Below are 17,611 nucleotides of genomic sequence, written 5' to 3' on the forward strand. Positions count from 1 at the left end.
TGTTTCAGCGCAGCCTTCGATTATGCACCGTTTTTTGCAATCCGGTCAACTTCGAAGGAAGTTTTTTCAACCAACCCGTTCAAGCAATCAGCCCCTGAGGACACATCACCTGAACCACGCATCGCTGCGTTGTCAGTCGAGCCCACGAGTATATGACAAATTTTGAGCGCCGCAAGATGCCGGCCAACAAAATCGAGAGCCTCCTCCGATAATCCGTGCCACATGGCACTCATCACACTCCTCGACGCCCAACTGGCGTTCGGTCACGTCCCGCTGCTGGATCATGCGGACTTCTCTCTTCTCGAATCGGAGCGCATCGGGCTGATCGGCCGCAACGGCGCTGGCAAGTCCTCGATGCTCAAGATACTGGGGGGCCTGGAGAAAACAGACGACGGCACCTTGCAATTGCAGCAGAACCTGCGCGTCGCGTACGTTGCGCAGGAACCCGTGCTCGATATGAACGCGGACGTATTCACCGCCGCCAGCCAGGGCCTGGGAAGCGTCATCGCCGTGCGAGACCTCTATCTATCAGGCGCGGAGGGCCTGGACCTGGACGCCCTGCAGTCGCAGATCGAAGCCTACGACGCCTGGAACTGGGAGCAGCGCGTCGAAGAGACGCTGCACCGCCTCCACCTGGACCGCAACGCCCTCGTCGGCTCCCTCTCCGGCGGCACACGCAAGCGTGTCGCCCTGGCCCAGGCCCTGGTGGCCGCCCCCGACGTCCTTCTATTGGACGAGCCCACCAACCACCTGGACCTGGACTCCATCGAGTGGCTCGAACAGCTGCTGATCGACTTCAAGGGCAGCGTTGTCACCATCACCCATGACCGCAGCTTCCTGAACCGCGTCGCCACCCGCATCGTCGAGCTGGACCGCGGCAAGCTGGGCTCCTACCCCGGCAACTTCGAGCAGTACCTCCTACAGAAGGAAGAGCAGCTTGCCCAGGAGGCCGTCATCAGCGCCAAGGCCGACAAGCTGCTCGCCCAAGAAGAGATCTGGATCCGCAAGGGTGTCGAAGCGCGCCGCACCCGCAGCCAGAGCCGCATCACCCGCCTGCAAGAGCTGCGCGCCAGCCGCGTCTCCCGCCGCGAGGTGCAGGGCAGCGTCAACATGGACGTCGCCTCCGGCCAGTCCAGCGGCAAGATCGTGGCCGAGCTCACCGAAGCCACCAAGTCCTTCGGCGAGAAGACCGTCATTCGCAACTTCAGTGGCACCATCCTGCGCGGCGACAAGATCGGCCTGCTCGGCCCCAACGGCGCGGGCAAGACCACCCTGCTGAAGCTGATCCTGGGCGAACTCGAACCCGACAGCGGCAAGATCCGCCGCGGCACCAACCTGCAGGTGGCTTACTTCGACCAGATGCGCGACAAGCTCGACCTGGACGCCACGCTGGAAGACTTCATCAGTCCCGGCAGCGAGTGGATCGAAATCGGCAACCAGCGCAAGCACGTGAAGAGCTACCTGGCCGACTTCCTCTTCTCCCCCGCGCGCGCCAACTCCCCCGTGCGATCCCTCAGCGGCGGCGAACGCAACCGCCTCCTGCTGGCCCGCCTGTTCGCCCGCCCCGCCAACGTGCTGGTGCTCGACGAGCCGACCAACGACCTGGACATCGACACCCTGGAGCTGCTCGAAAACCTGCTGCAGGACTACGACGGCACCGTGTTCCTCGTGAGCCACGACCGCACCTTCCTGGACAACGTGGTCACCAGCACCATCGCCTTCGAGGGCGACGGCCGCTGGCGCGAGTACGAAGGCAGCGTGCAGGACTGGCTGATCCAGTCCAAGCGCGCGCGCGAAATCGCCGAGCAACGCCTGGCCGCGGCACCGCCGCCATCGGCCGCGCCGGCGCCCGCTGCGCCCGCCGAAGCCGCAGCCCCCAAGGCATCGGCCACGCCGCCCCGAAAGAAGCTCTCCTACAAGGAGCAGCGCGAACTCGACGGACTTCCCGCCCAGATCGAAGCCCTCGAAGCAGAGCAGAAGCGCATCGCCGAGATGCTCGCGCTCGACGGCGGCGCCATCTACGCCTCGGACGCCTCGCGCGCCCTGGAGTTGAGCGAGCGCCACGCCAGGATCGACGACGAACTGCTCGCCGCGCTCGAACGCCAGGAAGAACTGGGCGTCGCGCGCTGAATCCAGTCGGCGCCCGCCGCCGCGCGTCCGCCCGTCCGACGCGGGGCAGCCGCCGACTGCGCTATACATGCGGCACCGAATCCTGCCCCTTGGAAATTGCCGCATGCCTTCACCTTTCGCGCTCTTCGGTCGATACGCCGTGCTCACCGCGGCACTGCTGCTGGGCGCTTGCGCCCAACTGCCCAAGGACGTCGACCGCCCCGTCACGACCGCGCTCGCCTCGCCCAACGACACCCCGCTGGGCGCGCTGGTCCAGCAGCGCCGCCAGGCCGACAAGGCCCGCTTCGAATCGGGCTTCATGCTTCTGGGCGGTCCGCCGGCGGCGTACGGCAGCCGGCTCGCGCTGATCGAAGGCGCGCAGAAGACGCTGGACCTGCAGTACTACGCCATCCACGCCGATGCCAGCACCGGCCGCCTGCTGCGCGGGCTCAAGGAGGCGGCTGAGCGCGGCGTGCGGGTGCGCATCCTGCTCGACGACTTCCACAGCACCGGCCGCGACGCCCTGGTGCTCGGCCTGGCCTTCGTTCCCAACATCGAGATGCGCCTTTTCAACCCGCTCGCGGGCGCGCGCGACTCCACGTTCAGCCGTCTCTTCAACTCGATAGGCGACGCCTCCCGCATCCAGCAGCGGATGCACAACAAGCTGTTCCTGGCCGACAACGTGCTCGGCGTGGCCGGCGGGCGCAACCTGGGCGACGCCTATTTCGGCAATGCCGCCACCGGCAACTTCATCGACGTGGACATTCTTGCGGCCGGCCCGATCGTCAAGGACCTCTCGCGCAGCTTCGACAGCTACTGGAACAACGAGCGCGCCTTCCCGGTGCAATCGATGGTCTCGCGCGAGGAGTACCAGCAAATCCGCGACCGCGCGCGCAAGGCCGACACGCCTTCGGACGACGAAGCCGGCCAGCCAAGAACAGGCGCCGCCGACGCGCGGCCCACCCCCGAGCAACGCGCGCGCGCCTGGGACGAGAAACCGCTGGACCTGCGCACCGCCACCTTCGTCTGGGCGCCCGCCGTGATGCTGGCGGACCAGCCCGGCAAGATCCCTGCCGACACCGGCCCCGGCGCCACCCGCGACCCCGGCCTCGTCGTGAGCCAGCCCGGCGATGCGGCCCGCGGCTCACGCGGTGCCGCGTCGCTGGAAGCCGCCTCCGACCTGGCCGCTGGCGGCGACACCGTGGTCGAAGGACTGCTGCAACTCATCGGCCAAGCGCGCTCCGACCTGCTCATCATCTCGCCCTACTTCGTGCCGGGCCAGGACATGAAGCAGGCCTTTGCCGCGGCGCGTGCCCGGGGCGTGCGCATCCGGGTGCTGACGAATTCGCTGGCCTCGAACGACGCGCCGGTGGCGCACGTGGGGTACGCGCGCCACCGCGAAGAACTGCTGAAGATGGGCGTCGAGCTCTACGAGCTGCGCAGCGAACAGACGAACTTCGGCAACGTCTTCGGCTCATCGGGCGCCGGCAGCAGCGCCACCGGCGAATCGCGCGCGATGCTGCATTCCAAGGTGCTGGTGATGGACGGACGGCTGCTGGTCGTCGGCTCCATGAACCTGGACCTGCGCTCGCAGTTGCAGAACACCGAGATCGCGCTGCTGGTCCGCAGCGCCGAGCTCTCGCGCGTGGCCGCCGAACAGATCGAACGCGGCATGCGCGAGCGCTCCTGGCACGTCGAAGCGGTCGACGGTGCGCTGGTGTGGCACGCCCCCGAAGGCAGCGGCCTGCAGGACACCACCACCGAGCCGGACGCCAGCGCCACCCTGCGCCTGATGCTCAAGCTCTTCGGCCCGCTCGCGCCCGACGAGCTGCTGTAGCCGACGGAAGCGCTCAGTGCTTGTGCTGGTGGGCTGCGCCCGCATCGGCACCCTCAGGCGCGCCCACGGGCAGCGTCAGGTCGAGCGCGGTCTTCACGCCCTTGGCGTCCTCGAACTTCAGCGTGACCGGCACGGTGGCGCCCTTGGTGAACGCGCCTTTCAGGTCCATCATCATCACGTGGTAGCCGCCGGGCGTGAGCTCGACGGTCTGGCCCGCGGGCAAGTCCAGGCCGGCGGGCAGCTCGCGCATCTTCATGACGTCGCCGTCCATCTTCATCTCGTGAACCTCGGCCGTGCCGGCGGCCGGCGTCGAAATGCCGACCAGCCGGGTGCCCGTGGGCGAAGTGAGCTTCATGAAGGCGCCCGTGCCGCTCTGGCCCGGCACCGACTGGCGCACCCAGCCATCGCGCACATCGACCGTGGCCACGCCCTGTGCCACCACGTTGAGCTTCGCGGCCGGCGCCTTGAGCCCCGCGGTCGAGTTGCCCGACGCGGGCACCTCGGCCCAGTCGGCAACGCCGACATCGCAGGTCTGCAGCACCTTGAACCACAGCGTGCCGGGCGTTGGCGGCACCTTGCCGCGCAGCACGAACTCGGCGCGCTCCTTGCCCGGCAGCGCGTCTTGCGGCGTTTCGGCGGTCCAGCGCACTTCGCCGTCGCCGCTCTTGCTCACATCGAGCTTCCAGCCCTTGCGGGCCTGGGCATCGCTCAGCACGAAGCCCTTGGGCAGGCGCACCGCCAGGCCGGTGGTGGCCTTGGCGCCTTCGCAGGCATGGCCCACGCGGAAGGCGGCGTTGTAGTCGCTGCCGACCGTGGCGCCGCCCGGCGGCAATGTCACGTGGGCCAGCGCGGCGGCGGCGCCGGTCAGCATGGCGCAGGCGGCCAGGGTCTTGAGGGTGAGGTGGGAGGCGTTCATGAAGTCATGTCCTTGCAGAAGATGATCGAGAGAGTCAAAGGTCGAACTTGAGCTCGGCCACGTAAGTGCGTTGCGGGTACGGGTGGAAGGCCCAGTACTTGTTGTTGTTCAGGTTGTCGATGCCGACGGCGGCGCTCCACTGCCGGTCGATCCGGTAGCGGACGCGCGCATCGACCACGAAGAACTTCGAGAAGCCCATGTAGGCGGCGCCGTTGGTGTCGCTGTTGTCCAGCGCGCCGTACTGCCTGCCGCTGTAGCGCGCACCGACCGTGTAGCTCCAGTTGGCATCGGGCCGGTAGGTGGCAAGCAGCGCGGCACGCACCTTGGGCACGCGCGGCTGCTCGCGGCCGACGCTGGCCGGAAAGCCGCTGTTGGCGGTGATCTTCGAATTCGTCAGCGTGAGGCTGCCGCTCAGGTCGAAGCCCTTCACGCCCACGTCGACCGCATTCATCGCCACTTCGAGGCCGCGGGTGCGGATCGCATCGACGTTCTGCACCGTGCTCACCAGGTTGTTGAGCGCCTGGCTGTAGAGCGCGTCTTTCGTGTTCTCGAAGAAGAGCGTGGTGCGCAGCATGCCGTCCAGGCCCCAGCGCTTGAGGTCGCGCTCGGCGGTGAGCTCGGTGGTCCACGAGCGCTCGGGGCGCAGGTTCGGGTTGGTGTTGACGATGCGGTTGCCGTCGATCGATCCCTGGTAGAGCTCGCTCACCGTGGGCATGCGCACCGCGCGGCCGGTCGAGGCCTTGAAGAGCCAGTCGGGCGTGGCCTGCCAGGCGATGGCGGCCTTGGGCGAGTCGTAGCTGTTCTTGCGCGGCGCAAAGTCGAGCAGCCGCGTCGCGTTGCCCAGCTGCCCGCCGTAGGCTTCCCAGCGTTCGTGGCGCAAGCCCAGCGTGGTCTTCCAGTCCTTCGCGAAGCGCCAGGTGTCCTGCACGTAGAGCGACTGCAGCCGGGTGTTGCCGTTGAAGGCGGAGAACGGCGTCACGGCCGGGCCGCCGATCCAGTCGAGCGTGTTGCCGACGCTGGTGCGCAGGCGCGCCGTGTCCTGCTGGAAGCCGAAGTCGACCACGTGCGCGCCCACGCCTTCGGCCGAGCCGGTGGGCCGCCAGGTGCCCGCGGCCTTGAAGGTGTTCCAGCCTGAGCCGCCCATGTCGGTGGTGCGCCCCGGACCGCCGTTGAAGGCGCCGGGCAGCGGCGTGGTCGGCGTGCGCGAGGTGTCGCTCGAATAGTCGAACAGGCTCGCCGCCACCTCCCAGTCGAACACGCCGCCGGTGTGGCTCTTGACCGAAAGGCCGTGCATGTAGTGGGTGAGCGCGGTCTCGGTCGGCGCCAGCGCGGCGCTCGGTGAATCGAGGTTGTAGGTGCGCCCCGCGATGTTCACCCGCCCGCCGTACACCGGCTGGCCCAGCGCATTGCGCAGGTAGGTGTCGACGCTGCCGTGCGTGGTGTTGTTCCAGGCGCCCAGCGTGTAGGTGGCGCGGACGGTGGGCGAGAAGTCGTAGGCCACCTTGAGCTTGGCCTGCTCCTGCGTGGTGTCGTAGATGGTGGCGCCGCCCACCAGCCACCAAGGCTGGTTCGACGGGTTGAGACCGAGCACCGCGCCGGTGACCGGCGTGCCCGCATTGCCCACCGTGCCGGCGCTCAGGAGCCGGTTGCCGAACACCAGCGCCTGCCCCTTGCTGTGGGTGCGCGAGGCGCTGAGCCACCACGACCAGTCGCCGCTGCGGCTGCCCAGCGACATGTCCAGCTGCTGGCCGGCGGGTGACGAATGGCTGTTGTACAGATCGAAGTTCGAGGCAAAGCCGCTGAGCTTGACGTGCGCCTCCAGCTGCGTGGGCATGCGCGTCACGTAGTCGACCACCGCGCCCACCGAGTTGCCCGGGTACGCGGCCGAGAACGGCCCGTAGAGCACATCGACCCGCTCGATTTCTTCGGGCGACACCATGCCCCAGCGCGGCGCATAGGTGGCGCCGTTGCCCAGCGGGTTCGACAGCATGATGCCGTCGGCAAACACCATCGAGCGCGCGCTGTTGCCCGTGCCCGAGGCGCGGGTGGCGAGCACCGCATGGTTGAAGTCGCCGATGTAGCGCTTGCGTACCACCAGGCTCGGCAGGTACTTGAGGGCGTCTTCGCTGTCGGTCGCGTTGACGGTCTCGGCGATCTGCTCGTGCGTCACGCCTTCGATGGTGGTGGGGATCTGCGCCGGCAGCGAGGTCGGACGGCCGCCGCTCACGGTGACGGTGCTCAAGGCGTGGCCGGTGCCGACTTCAGGCGACTCGGTCGCTGCTTGCTGCTGCGCCCAGACGGGCGCGCTGAGGGGAAATGCCATGGCGATCGCCAAGGCGCGGGAATGTTTTTTCACGGAGAACCTGCTTCACGAACTTCAACACGGACAGACCGCAGACACCCGTTCCATCGGGCACATGCGGCGAGGGTTTGAAAGATTCAGGAGCGGTTCGGGGGCCCGCGCGCCGGCAACGGCGCCGCGGTGGCCGCGGCAAGGCGCGCGGCGGGAATAGGCTGGACCACGCGGCCCAGCGGGAGGGGAAGGTCGAAAGAGGCCGCTGCCATGGCCGGCGGCGGTGCGCCGGTCAGCACGCACAGCGGGCAGTCCATGTGCGAGGCGCCCATTTCCTGCGCGCCGTCTTCGGTGTGCACCACCACCTTGATGGACCCGGCGCTGGAACACACCAGCTCCATCGCCTGCGGATGCACGAGGGGCGACGCCACCGCCACGCCCAGCGACAGCATGAACCACAGCAGCACCCAACGGCCGACAAGGCCGATGAAGCGGGAGTGGGGACGCTGCAGGTGCATGGCGGGCGCGATTATCGGCGCACTTTGTTCTTGGCGGCGGGCGCGGCGGCGCGAGCCCCGGCGCCGCTGCGGGGCGCGGCCTTGGCCGGCGCAGACCTGGAGGACTTCGCGCTCTTCGCACCCTTCGCGGCAGTCGCACCCTTCGTTGCAGTCGCGCCCTTCTGCGTCTTCTGGACCTTCTGCCCCTTCTGCCCCTTGACCGCCTTGCCCCCGCGCACCGCCCGTGGCGCCGGCTCGGGCGCCGAGAGCGCCGGCATGACCACCGCGGTCTGCGCCTGCGCGCTGGTGAGCACCGGCGTCACGGTGAAGCCGCGCGCGGCCATCAGCGCCGGCAGCCCCTGCGCGCCGATCATGTGCAGCGCACCGACCGCGGCGAACACGCCCTTGCCGCTCGCATGCAGGCGCTCGATGCCGTCGGCCAGGCCCGGATTGCGATCGTCGAGCAGGCGCTTCATCAGCCGCTGTTCAGCGGGCGTGCGAAGGCAGTCGCACCAGTCGGCGTAGCGGGCCAGCTTGTCGGCATCGCTGCGCGCCCAGACCTCGGCCATTTCCTTCATCTGACCGCGCAGCTTGCCCGACTCCAGCTCGTCGAGCGCCGCGTCGATCTGTTCGGCTTCTTCGGCCTCGGAGTCGCCGGCCAGCGCCTTGAGCTGATCGGCCGCGTTCTCCAGCGAGACGATCGGCTTGTTGCTGTTGCGGGCGGACACGGCCAGCGTCTCGTCGACGCCGAATTCCGGGTACAGCCCGTCGGCGCGCGCCACCAGCCCGGCCAGCGACGTGACCTGCAGGATCGGCTGCAGCCTGGCGGTGGAACCCGCCGGCACGCAGGCCTCTGCGTTCTGGCGTTCCAAGCGCCGCGCGCGCTCGCCGCTGAGCACCCGCTGCAACAAGCCCGGATCGGCCGGCTGCGACAGCGCGCGGGTGGCGGCTTCGTCGCGCGTGTCGATCTCCAGCGCCAGCACGTCGCTCTGCCCGAGCGCCTTCTGCACGGTGGGGCCGGGCCGCACCCACTCGGCGCGGCCGATGTGAATGGTGCCGTAGAGCCACGAGGTGCGCCCGTCGCGCTCGATGCGCCAAAGCATGCCGCGGTCGACGCCGTGACGCACGCCGCCGCCCAGCTTGGCGAGGCTTGCAATGGCGGTGGGGGGGCAGTCGGCCGCATGGGCAGGTACGGCGAAGACGCCCAGGGCACAGAGTGCGCCGGCCGCGATCCGCCAAGGCAGCGGCGCCGCCGGACGCAGGGGCGCCATTGAATCGAGAGTGCGCTTCAGCGCAGCGAGGATCCGGAGTATCCGCAAGGCCCGCTCCATGATGAAAGAAAGAAAGTCCGGCATTCTCACAGCACCGCTGCCCATAATCCGAAACCATGCAGAGCATCTTCCATCTGGCCTTTCATGTGCGCGACCTGGACGGTGCGCGCCGCTTCTACGGCGACGTGCTCGGCTGCGCCGAAGGCCGCAGCACCGACACCTGGGTCGATTTCGACTTCTTCGGCCACCAGGTCTCGCTGCACCTGGGCGAGCCCTTCGCCACCGCGCGCACCGGTCGCGTCGGCGACACGATGGTGCCGATGCCGCACTTCGGCCTCGCGCTGGCCCTGCCCGACTGGCAGGCGCTGGCCGAGCGGCTCCAAGCCGCGAACACCGACTTCGTGCTGCCGCCCCAGGTGCGCTTCGAAGGCCAGCCGGGCGAGCAATGGACGATGTTCTTCTGCGATCCCTTCGGCAACCCGATCGAGGTCAAGGGCTTCCGCTCGCTGGCCACGGTCTACGACAAGTAAGAGCCACGTGGGATATACCTTCGCATCGGCCACCGTGTTGCTGCTGCTGATCACCGATCCGCTGGGCAACATCCCGATCTTCGCCAACGCGCTCAAGGGCGTGGCGCCCGAGCGGCGCACCTGGGTCATCATGCGCGAGGTGCTGATCGCCTTCGCGCTGCTCCTGGTCTTCATGTTCGTGGGCGACGGCTTCTTGCGGGTGATGGGTCTGTCGGGCCTGTCGCTGCAGATTGCGGGCGGCGTGGTCATGTTCCTGATCGCGCTGCGCATGATCTTTCCGCCCGAGCACGGCCCGGCGCCTGTCGACCCGAACGCCGCGCCGGCCCAGGAGCCGCTGATCGTGCCGCTTGCCGTGCCCGCGCTGGCCGGCCCCTCTGCGTTGGCCACGGTGATGCTGCTGGTGTCGCAGGCGCCCGAGCGGCGTCTCGAATGGGTGGCAGCGCTCAGCGTCACCATGGCCGTGTGCGCCGTCGTGCTGGTGCTGGCCGAACGCATCCAGCGGCTGGTCGGCGAGCGCCTGGTGCTGGCCTTCGAGCGGCTGATGGGGCTGATCCTGGTGGCCGTGGCGGTCGAGATGATGATCCGCGGCGTCAAGCTGCTGGCCTCAGAAATGGGGAGGTAGCCGTCCAGATGCCGTTCTTCGCAGCGCCCTCCTCCATGGCCGCCCGGTTCTTCCGGGTCACATTGACCACCCTGCTCCCGCTGCCGTTTTTCCTGGGCGCGAGCGCAGCCCGGGCGGCGCAGGTCTGCGAACTCAACGGCCAGAGCGTGAGCCCCTCCAACGGCAGCACCACGGCCGGCAAGACCGGCCTCATGCGTTGCAAGGACACGGCGAGCGGCGAGATCCAGCGCGAGCAGCAGGTGCAGAACGGCGTGTTCATGGGCCTCGTGCGCTTCTACGAAAAAGGCAAGCTCGCGCGGGAGCACAGCCTGAACGCCAAAGGCAACATCCAGGGGCGCGCGCGTGAGTTCTCGCCCACCGGCCAGGTGCTGCGCGAGGCCGTCTACGACGACGGCCAGGAGCGCGGACTGGTGCGCAGCTTCTACCCCGGCGGGCAATTGCGGCGCGCCACCTTCTACACCGGCACCGGCAAGGACCGCGCCTTCGTCGAGTTCACCGAGCGCGGCCAGATGGCCATGCTGCGCTGCGGCGAAACCCCGGTGCTGGCGCCGGTGGCCGACGACGCCAGGCTGTGCGGCTTCGTGGGCGGCAGCTCGCAGGTCGAGCTGTTCGATGCGCGCGGCACGCTGCGCTCGCGAGTGTCGTATGCCTCGGGCAAGCGCGTGCGCAGCCAGGAGTTCTACGACAACGGCAAGCCCTCCACGCTCGACGAAACCGCGGGCAACCGGCGCACCGAGCGTAGTTTTTCGTCCGAAGGCATCAAGCGCCGCGAGACCGAATGGCTGCTCGTGGAGCGCACCGCGGTCCGCCAGCGCGAGCAGGAGTTCTCCGAAAAGGGCGTGCTGGTGCGTGACCAGCGCTGGACCCCGGCGGGCGATCCGATACGCGACGACAGCTTCCACCTGAACGGCCAGCCGCGGAGCAGGTCGGTGTACAGCGGCGCGGGCTCTGCGCGCATGGTGGAGGTCACCGAGTTCTACGACAGCGGCCAGCGCGCCGCGAGTGGCCGCTATCTTGCGCCGGGGCGCGGCCGGCAGGTGCCGGTGGGCACGCACCAGCGCTTCGACGAGAAGGGGACGCTGATCGCCGAATCCAGCTTCGATGCCCAGGGCCGCGTGACGCGCGAGCGCGCCTGGAACGAGAGCGGCGAGCTGCAGCGCGACGACGAAGTTTTTGAAGACGGCTCGCGCAAAGCCTTCACGCAATAGGCGAGGCCTTCGTGGCGAGCGTCAGTCCAGCTTGATGCCGGCCTGCTTGATGATCGGCCCCCAGCGCTTGGATTCCGCGCGCGACAGCGCCGCGAACTGCGCCGGCGTGCCGGGCATCGCTTCCATCCCGAAATCCTCGAAGCGCTTCTGGACGGCCGGCGCACCGAAGGCCTTGTTCAGGTCGGCGTTGAGCTTGCTCACCACCGCAGCCGGCAGGCCGGCCGGGCCCAGGATGCCCTGGAACGCGAACACCTCGGTGTTGGGCACGCCCACTTCGGCCAGCGTCGGCACATTGGGCAGCAGCCTGGAGCGCGCGCCCGAGCCGATGGCCAGCACGCGCACCTTGTTGCTCTGCATGATCGACAGGCCCGACGCCAGGTCCAGGAACATGCAGGGCACCTGCCCACCCATCACGTCGGCCATCGCGGGCGCGGCGCCGCGGTACGGAATGTGGGTGATGAAGGTGCCGGTACGCACCTTGAACATTTCCATCGCCAGGTGGTGCGGCGAACCGTTGCCGGGCGAGGCGTAGTTGACCTTGCCGGGGTTGGCCTTCACGTAGGCCAGGAACTCCTTGAAGTTCTTCGCCGGAAAGTCCGGGTGCACCACCAGTGCCAGCGGGAACTTGCCGATGGCGCCGATGTAGGTGAAGTCTTTTTCCGGGTTGAACGGCAGCTTGCCGAACAGGTGCTCGTTGAAGGCCAGCACCGCGTTGTCGGCCGAGAGGATGGTGTAGCCGTCGGGCTTGCTCTTGGCCACGAGGTCGGCGCCGATGTTGGTCGAGGCACCGGGGCGGTTGTCCACCACGATCTGCTGGCCCAGCGTCTGGCGCATGGCCTCGGCCAGCACGCGGGCAATCACGTCGGTGCCGCCGCCAGCCGGGTACGGCACGACCCACTTGATGAGCTGCGCGGGGTACTCCTGCGCATGGGCGAAGGGCGAGGCGGCCACGGCGGCGCCGGAGGCGAGCGTGGCGAGAAGGGTGCGGCGATCCATGGATCAGTCTCCAGTTTGTAGTTCGGTTGCGGAAAGCGATGGTACGGGCAGCGCGTGCAGTGCGTCGGCCAGCGCGGCGCGGCAGCGCGCCTCGTCGCCGACCTGCTCGAACAGCAGCAGCGCCAGGCGCGCAAGGAACAGCGATTCGCGCTCCGCGCCCGCTTCGGTGATGGCGCGCGCGCACTCGGCATAAAGCCGGTCGCGGGCGTCGGGATGAAGAAGCGTGGTGTGGCTCATGCGAGTACGGGCTCCAGTGAAACGGCTGCGCGGGCCAGTGCGTGTTGCAACGCGCCGGGCGGCAAGCGGTGCCAGCGCGCAGCCACGTGGCCGTCGGGGCGCAGCAGGTAAACGGACCCGCCGCGCGCGCCGAGCGCTTCGAAGACGGCGGGGCTCGCATGCGCATCGGCACCGTCGATGCCCTGGGCGGCGATGGTGCGGATGGCGAAGGGCAAGTCGCCTTGCTGCGCCTGCTTCACATCGTCTTCGGGCAACGGCGCCGCATCGGCATTCGGCCGCAGCACCAGCAGCGTGAAGACCGGCGCGATCAAATCGGTGAGGTGGCCTTGGTCGAGTCGCTGCTCCGGCATCACCTCGCCCGGCAACGGGCCTGCGGACAGCGCATCGCACTCGCTCGACAACGGCGACGCCGCATAGCGCACCGCCTGCGTCTGCCGCGGATTGATCAGCTGCGCGATGCCTCGGTGCGCCTCCGACAGCGACAGCGCCGCCTCGCGCAACAGATCGAAACCGCGCGAAGGCGGCGACATGAATTCGGTGCTGCGCATCGCGTTCTCCGCATTCACATGGAAGGCGGCGATGCGCTCCTGCGAGTACGAATCCAGCAGCGCCGCATCCGACACGCCGCGCGCGACCAGCGCCAGCTTCCACGCGAGGTTGTCCGCATCGTCGAAGCCCGAGTTGAGCCCGCGCACGCCGAAGATCGGCATCGCATGCGCCGCGTTGCCCGCGAACACGACGCGGCCGTGGCGGTAACTGTCGAGCGTCATCGCGCCGGCGCGGTACACGGACGTCCACACCGTCTTCCATGGCAGGTGGCCCTCGCCGATCGCATCGAGATGGCGCTGCACGAACTCGGCCACCGCCGCGGGCTGCAGCGCTTCTTCGGTGCTCTGGCCCGCGCGCAACTGGTAGTCGATGCGCCAGATGTCGTCGGGCTGGCGGTGCATCAGCACGGTGGAACCGGGGTTCCACGGCGGATCGAACCAGGCGCGGCGCTCGGTCGGGTGGCCGCTGTGCAGCTCGATGTCGATGATCACGTAGCGGCCTTCGTAGCCCGTGCCTTCCAGCGCGAGCCCCAAGGCCTTGCGCACGAAGCTCTGGCCGCCATCGCAGGCCGCCAGCCACTGGCCGTGCAGGCGGTAGCTGCCTTCGGCGTTGCGCACGTCCAGCGTCACGCCGTCGTCGTCCTGCGCAAGGCCGGTGAGCTCGGTGCCCCAGCGGATGTCGATGAGCCCCGGCGTCGCCTCGTTGCGGCGGAAGATTTCTTCGAGCAGGTAGTGCTCGGCGTAGTACTGCTCCAGGTTGATCATCGGCGGCAGCTTTTGCTGCGCATCGTGCGGCATCTCGAAGCGGAACACCTCGGCCGTCTTGTAGTAGCTGCGCCCGCCGGTCCACGGCAGGCCCTTGGCCATGAACGACGCGCGCACGCCCAGCCGCTCCATGATCTCCAGGCTGCGGCGCGAAATGCAGGCCGCGCGGCTGCCAACGCACACCGTGTCGTCGGCTTCGAGGATCACGCAGCGCACGCCGTGGTTGGCGAGCCCCAGCGCGAGCGCCATGCCCACCGGCCCGCCGCCCGCGATCACCACCGGATGGCGGCCGGGTTCGGTGCCGCCGGCTTCGAGCGGCGGCGTCCAGGCCTTGTAGCGCGTGTAGTGGAAGGCGCCGACCGAGGGCGGCAACTCGGTCGCACTGGGGGTCGGCGGCACGGGGCCGCTCGCGGCGTCGGCGGCAACAACAACGGAGGGGTTCGTCATGCAACGGGATTGTCCGGATGCACGGCGGCCGCCAATGTCATAACTTCGTACGAAGTATTTACCCTCAATTCATCGGAACGCATGAGACGCTGGCGCCTGCCCCCCACCGATGCCGCCCTGGCCGCGGCCGTCGTCGGCGACGTGCTCTCCGGCGTGGGCACTGCCCATCTGGCGGCCAGCTATCTGAAGGCAATGCAGCGCGTGATGCCGGTCACCTTCTGCACCGTGTTCGCGGTCGGCGCCACCGGCCGCATCGAAGCGGTGTCGGCCGCCAGCAGCTACGGCAGCACGGCCGAGCGCACGAGCGAGCGTTATGTCGAACAGCGCTTCGACCTGCTCGATCCCAACATGGCCTGGCTCGCGGCGCGCAAGCTGCCCCAGCGCGCACAGCTCTGGCTGGGCCATCAGCGCGCCGACGAAGTGGCCGACCCCGCCTACCGCGCCGCCTGCTACGGCGACGTCGGCATCCGCGAGCGGGCCTCGGTGCTGTTGCTGCTGCCCACCGGCCAGCGCGTGGCGGTGAGCTTCTATCGAAGCCTCGCTCAGCCGGAGTTCGATGCGGGCGACTTCGCGCTGATCGAGGCGCACGCCACGCTGCTGGCCGATGCCACCGCAGCACATGGCCGCAGTGCCGTGGCCGCGCGGGAGTCCGTGGCGCCCGCCCTGGCCTCGCGGTTATTGACGTTGAGCCTGCGCGAACGCGAAGTCATCGGCCATCTGATGGCGGGCAAGACGGCGAAGGAAGCGGCACGGGAAATCGGCGTGGAGCTGACGACGGTGCGCACGCATCAGTACCGGGCGTTCCGGCGGTTGGGGATCAGGACGCAGAAGGAGCTGCTGCGCGGCGCCGGGCCGCGCTGAACTTCAAGGGCCAGCCTCAGTCTTCCGCGGCTTCTTCCTGCGCTTCTGCGGCCGGCTTCACCAACGACACCGGCGCCTCTTTCGGCCTCCCGCTCGTCGACACGATCTCCTGCTCGATCGCCCCGAACAGCGACCGCCCGTCCAGCCCCTTCATCTCGATGCGGATCGTGTCGCCGAACTTCATGAACTCGGTGACCGGCGCGCCGGTCTGGATGGTTTCGATGCAGCGCTTCTCGGCAATGCACGAGTAGCCCTTCGGCCAATCGGTCTGGCCGTCCTTCTTCTCGACGCCCTTGTTGCTCACCGTGCCGCTGCCGACGATGCTGCCGGCGCGCACGTTGCGCGTCTTGGCGATGTGGGCGATGAGCTGGCCGAAGTGGAAGGTCATCTCCGGCCCCGCATCGCACATGCCGACCTTGCGGCCGTTCCAGCTGCTTTGCAGCGTGAGGTGCACGCGGCCAGCCTGCCACGCTTCGCCGATCTCGTCGAGCGTCACGGCCACGGGGCTGAAGGCGGTGGCGGGCTTGCTCTGGAAGAAGCCGAAGCCCTTGGCCAGTTCGGCGGGGATCAGGTTGCGCAGGCTCACGTCGTTGGCCAGCATCACCAGGCGGATGCCGTCCAGCGCCTGGTCGGGCGTGGCACCCATCTTCACGTCGCCGGTGATCACGGCGATCTCGGCCTCGAAGTCGATGCCCATGGCTTCGCTGGGCACGACCACGTCGTCGACCGGACCGAGAAAGTCGTCGCTGCCGCCCTGGTACATCAGCGGGTCGGTGTAGAAGCTCTCGGGCACCTCGGCGCCGCGGGCCTTGCGCACCAGTTCGACGTGGTTCAGGTAGGCCGAGCCGTCGGCCCACTGGTAGGCGCGCGGCAGGGGCGCCATGCACATCGCGGGATCGAACGGGAACGAATGGCGCGCGCGGCCGGTGTTGACGGCGTCGTACAGGTCCTGCAGCTGCGGGCTCATGAATCCCCAGTCGTCCAGCACCTGCTGCAGCCGGCTCGCGATGCCGGTGGCGTAGTGGGCGAGCGTGAGGTCGCGCGAGACGACGACGAGCTGGCCGTCGCGCGAGCCGTCTTTCAGGGTGGCGAGTTTCATGATGCGGTGCGTGATGAAGGACGCGGCGCGAACACGAAGGCCGGGCGCCGCTCCCACTAAACTGGTTGAACGGGCGGCAGTGTACCGAGACGGTCTTGCCGAACCTCCGCGCATTCGCCCACTCCACACCTGATGCCGACGCTCGTCGCCCCCTCTTCGCCTTCTTCGCTGCCTGCCGGCCTGCCCGGGCGCCCGTCCTGGCGGGTGATGGCCGGGTTGACGCTGGCGGTGGCGCTGGTCCACCTGCTGGTGCTGGGCGTGGCGCCGATGGCCGTCGGGCCGGAGCCCTCGCCGCTGGCGAACAAGTTCAGCACCCGCACGATCGTGATCGCGCCGCCCGCGGCGGAGGCTCCCGCGCCCGCACCCGCCGCCGCACCTGTGGAAGCCAGGCCGGCGGCGCCGGTCAAGCCCCGGCGTCCTCGCGCGCCGTCTGTGCCCAGGCCGAAGCCGGTGGTGGAACCGGCGCCCGTTCCCGAGGCCCCGGCACAAACGCCCGCCGAATCGCCCGCCGAAACACCGGACCAGACAGCGCAGGCCGCGACCGATTCAGGCGCAACACCCCCCGAAGCAGCCGCCAGCGCGCCGGCCGCCGCAACGGCCGCGGCGGGCACCGGGAGCGGCGCATCGGCCGGTAGCGAAGCCTCGGGCACCATCGCCGGCACCCAGGCGCTGCGCATTCCGGGCTCGGTCACCCTCGATTTCGAAGCCACGGGACAGACCGGCGCCTCCCCTCAGCGCGGCGTGTTCGGCGAGCTGGTCTGGCTGCAGGACGGCAGCCGCTACGACGGGCGGCTCACGCTCAAGGCGGTGTTCTTCACGCTGCTGAACTGGCACAGCACCGGCCGCATCGGCCCCTCGGGCCTGGAGCCCGAGCGCTACTCGGAGAGCCGAAAGTCCGAGGTGGCCTCGCATTTCGTGCGCGACACGGGGCAGATCGTGTTCAGCAACAACGCCCCCAGCGTGCCCTTGCTGGCCGGCGCGCAGGACCGCATGAGCGTGATGATGCAGCTGGGCGGGCTGATGGCGGCCAGTCCGGACCGCTATCCCGCGGGCACGCGGATCTCGATCCAGACCGTGGGCGTGCGGGACGGCGACGTCTGGGTCTTCGTGGTCGGCGACGAGGAACAGCTCAGCCTCCCGGCCGGCGAGTTCACCGCGCGCAAGCTCACCCGCACGCCGCGCAAGGACTTCGACCGGAAACTGGAGCTCTGGCTGGCGCCGCAGTACGGTTATTTGCCCGTGCGCATCAAGCAGACGGAGGCCAACGGCGACTTCGCTGACGCCCAATTGCGCAAACCCCTACCTGCGCCGGCCGCGAACTGAGGCAAAAAAGAGGCTCGGATCGACGCTCATCGGACAACTCTTCTTGAAACTG

Annotated in this window: 15 protein-coding genes; 7 read left to right on the forward strand and 8 right to left on the reverse strand. The window is 68.9% G+C overall.

Features of this window, described 5'->3' with window-relative positions; translation table 11 throughout:
* The first annotated feature begins 222 nt into the window (after window positions 1-222).
* Entirely contained in the window at window positions 223-2,130 is a 1,908-nt protein-coding gene (locus ABIC90_RS20755; RefSeq protein ID WP_354357402.1) for an ATP-binding cassette domain-containing protein, read from the forward strand.
* A 103-nt stretch (window positions 2,131-2,233) separates the two neighbouring features.
* Window positions 2,234-3,946 carry a phospholipase D family protein gene (locus tag ABIC90_RS20760; RefSeq protein WP_354357404.1) on the forward strand — a complete coding sequence of 571 codons (1,713 nt, stop codon included), beginning with the start codon at window positions 2,234-2,236 and terminating at the stop codon, window positions 3,944-3,946.
* Between the two features lie 13 nt (window positions 3,947-3,959).
* Here the strand turns inward: ABIC90_RS20760 and ABIC90_RS20765 are convergent, their stop codons facing one another.
* The 4 genes from ABIC90_RS20765 to ABIC90_RS20780 all read right to left on the reverse strand — a co-directional run bounded on the left by ABIC90_RS20765 (window position 3,960) and on the right by ABIC90_RS20780 (window position 8,923).
* The gene (locus tag ABIC90_RS20765; protein ID WP_354357406.1) at window positions 3,960-4,862 is read right to left on the reverse strand and encodes a copper chaperone PCu(A)C; all 903 of its coding nucleotides are present in this window, start codon (window positions 4,860-4,862) and stop codon (window positions 3,960-3,962) included.
* Between the two features lie 34 nt (window positions 4,863-4,896).
* Complete coding sequence (locus ABIC90_RS20770) at window positions 4,897-7,185, reverse strand: TonB-dependent receptor (RefSeq protein ID WP_354357408.1); 2,289 nt, start codon at window positions 7,183-7,185, stop codon at window positions 4,897-4,899.
* Between the two features lie 116 nt (window positions 7,186-7,301).
* A complete protein-coding gene (locus ABIC90_RS20775) occupies window positions 7,302-7,673 on the reverse strand; it encodes a DUF2946 family protein (RefSeq protein ID WP_354357410.1) in 372 nt (123 codons plus the stop codon).
* Window positions 7,674-7,684: 11 nt separating this feature from the next.
* On the reverse strand, window positions 7,685-8,923 hold the full coding sequence (locus ABIC90_RS20780) for a TraB/GumN family protein (RefSeq protein WP_354357412.1): 1,239 nt from the start codon (window positions 8,921-8,923) through the stop codon (window positions 7,685-7,687).
* Window positions 8,924-9,039: 116 nt separating this feature from the next.
* Between ABIC90_RS20780 and ABIC90_RS20785 the strand changes: the two genes are divergently transcribed.
* The 3 genes from ABIC90_RS20785 (at window position 9,040) to ABIC90_RS20795 (ending at window position 11,283) form a co-directional block, all read left to right on the forward strand.
* The gene (locus tag ABIC90_RS20785; protein WP_354357414.1) at window positions 9,040-9,453 is read left to right on the forward strand and encodes a VOC family protein; all 414 of its coding nucleotides are present in this window, start codon (window positions 9,040-9,042) and stop codon (window positions 9,451-9,453) included.
* Window positions 9,454-9,460: 7 nt separating this feature from the next.
* Window positions 9,461-10,075 carry a MarC family protein gene (locus ABIC90_RS20790; RefSeq protein ID WP_354357416.1) on the forward strand — a complete coding sequence of 205 codons (615 nt, stop codon included), beginning with the start codon at window positions 9,461-9,463 and terminating at the stop codon, window positions 10,073-10,075.
* Window positions 10,076-10,137: 62 nt separating this feature from the next.
* Window positions 10,138-11,283, forward strand: coding sequence for a toxin-antitoxin system YwqK family antitoxin (locus ABIC90_RS20795; protein WP_354357417.1), 1,146 nt, complete (start codon window positions 10,138-10,140; stop codon window positions 11,281-11,283).
* 21 nt (window positions 11,284-11,304) lie between these two features.
* Here the strand turns inward: ABIC90_RS20795 and ABIC90_RS20800 are convergent, their stop codons facing one another.
* From ABIC90_RS20800 to ABIC90_RS20810, 3 genes are read right to left on the reverse strand one after another with little or no spacing between them, the layout of a single operon-like run.
* Window positions 11,305-12,279 carry a Bug family tripartite tricarboxylate transporter substrate binding protein gene (locus ABIC90_RS20800; protein WP_354357418.1) on the reverse strand — a complete coding sequence of 325 codons (975 nt, stop codon included), beginning with the start codon at window positions 12,277-12,279 and terminating at the stop codon, window positions 11,305-11,307.
* A gap of 3 nt (window positions 12,280-12,282) precedes the next feature.
* Entirely contained in the window at window positions 12,283-12,516 is a 234-nt protein-coding gene (locus ABIC90_RS20805) for a hypothetical protein (protein WP_354357420.1), read from the reverse strand.
* Window positions 12,513-14,276 carry an FAD-dependent monooxygenase gene (locus ABIC90_RS20810; protein WP_354357422.1) on the reverse strand — a complete coding sequence of 588 codons (1,764 nt, stop codon included), beginning with the start codon at window positions 14,274-14,276 and terminating at the stop codon, window positions 12,513-12,515. Before ABIC90_RS20810 ends, ABIC90_RS20805 begins: the two co-directional genes overlap by 4 nt.
* 81 nt (window positions 14,277-14,357) lie before the next feature.
* Between ABIC90_RS20810 and ABIC90_RS20815 the strand changes: the two genes are divergently transcribed.
* A complete protein-coding gene (locus ABIC90_RS20815; protein ID WP_354357424.1) occupies window positions 14,358-15,137 on the forward strand; it encodes a helix-turn-helix transcriptional regulator in 780 nt (259 codons plus the stop codon).
* Window positions 15,138-15,153: 16 nt separating this feature from the next.
* Here the strand turns inward: ABIC90_RS20815 and ABIC90_RS20820 are convergent, their stop codons facing one another.
* Window positions 15,154-16,236: a fumarylacetoacetate hydrolase family protein gene (locus tag ABIC90_RS20820; RefSeq protein ID WP_354357426.1), complete on the reverse strand. Its 1,083-nt coding sequence runs from the start codon at window positions 16,234-16,236 to the stop codon at window positions 15,154-15,156.
* 132 nt (window positions 16,237-16,368) lie between these two features.
* Here ABIC90_RS20820 and ABIC90_RS20825 point away from each other — a divergent pair, with 132 nt between their 5' ends.
* Window positions 16,369-17,559, forward strand: coding sequence for a DUF3108 domain-containing protein (locus tag ABIC90_RS20825; protein WP_354357428.1), 1,191 nt, complete (start codon window positions 16,369-16,371; stop codon window positions 17,557-17,559).
* Window positions 17,560-17,611 lie beyond the last annotated feature (52 nt).

It is taken from the genome of Variovorax boronicumulans, assembly GCF_040544675.1.
Lineage (GTDB): Bacteria > Pseudomonadota > Gammaproteobacteria > Burkholderiales > Burkholderiaceae_C > Variovorax > Variovorax boronicumulans_D.

Coding starts and splice junctions, on each gene's coding strand:
- ABIC90_RS20755 (WP_354357402.1), top strand. CDS start 223: ATGGCACTCATCACACTCCTCGACGCCCAACTGGCGTTCGGTCACGTC.
- ABIC90_RS20760 (WP_354357404.1), top strand. CDS start 2,234: ATGCCTTCACCTTTCGCGCTCTTCGGTCGATACGCCGTGCTCACCGCG.
- ABIC90_RS20765 (WP_354357406.1), bottom strand. CDS start 4,862: ATGAACGCCTCCCACCTCACCCTCAAGACCCTGGCCGCCTGCGCCATG.
- ABIC90_RS20770 (WP_354357408.1), bottom strand. CDS start 7,185: ATGGCATTTCCCCTCAGCGCGCCCGTCTGGGCGCAGCAGCAAGCAGCG.
- ABIC90_RS20775 (WP_354357410.1), bottom strand. CDS start 7,673: ATGCACCTGCAGCGTCCCCACTCCCGCTTCATCGGCCTTGTCGGCCGT.
- ABIC90_RS20780 (WP_354357412.1), bottom strand. CDS start 8,923: ATGGCGCCCCTGCGTCCGGCGGCGCCGCTGCCTTGGCGGATCGCGGCC.
- ABIC90_RS20785 (WP_354357414.1), top strand. CDS start 9,040: ATGCAGAGCATCTTCCATCTGGCCTTTCATGTGCGCGACCTGGACGGT.
- ABIC90_RS20800 (WP_354357418.1), bottom strand. CDS start 12,279: ATGGATCGCCGCACCCTTCTCGCCACGCTCGCCTCCGGCGCCGCCGTG.
- ABIC90_RS20805 (WP_354357420.1), bottom strand. CDS start 12,516: ATGAGCCACACCACGCTTCTTCATCCCGACGCCCGCGACCGGCTTTAT.
- ABIC90_RS20810 (WP_354357422.1), bottom strand. CDS start 14,276: ATGACGAACCCCTCCGTTGTTGTTGCCGCCGACGCCGCGAGCGGCCCC.
- ABIC90_RS20815 (WP_354357424.1), top strand. CDS start 14,358: ATGAGACGCTGGCGCCTGCCCCCCACCGATGCCGCCCTGGCCGCGGCC.
- ABIC90_RS20820 (WP_354357426.1), bottom strand. CDS start 16,236: ATGAAACTCGCCACCCTGAAAGACGGCTCGCGCGACGGCCAGCTCGTC.
- ABIC90_RS20825 (WP_354357428.1), top strand. CDS start 16,369: ATGCCGACGCTCGTCGCCCCCTCTTCGCCTTCTTCGCTGCCTGCCGGC.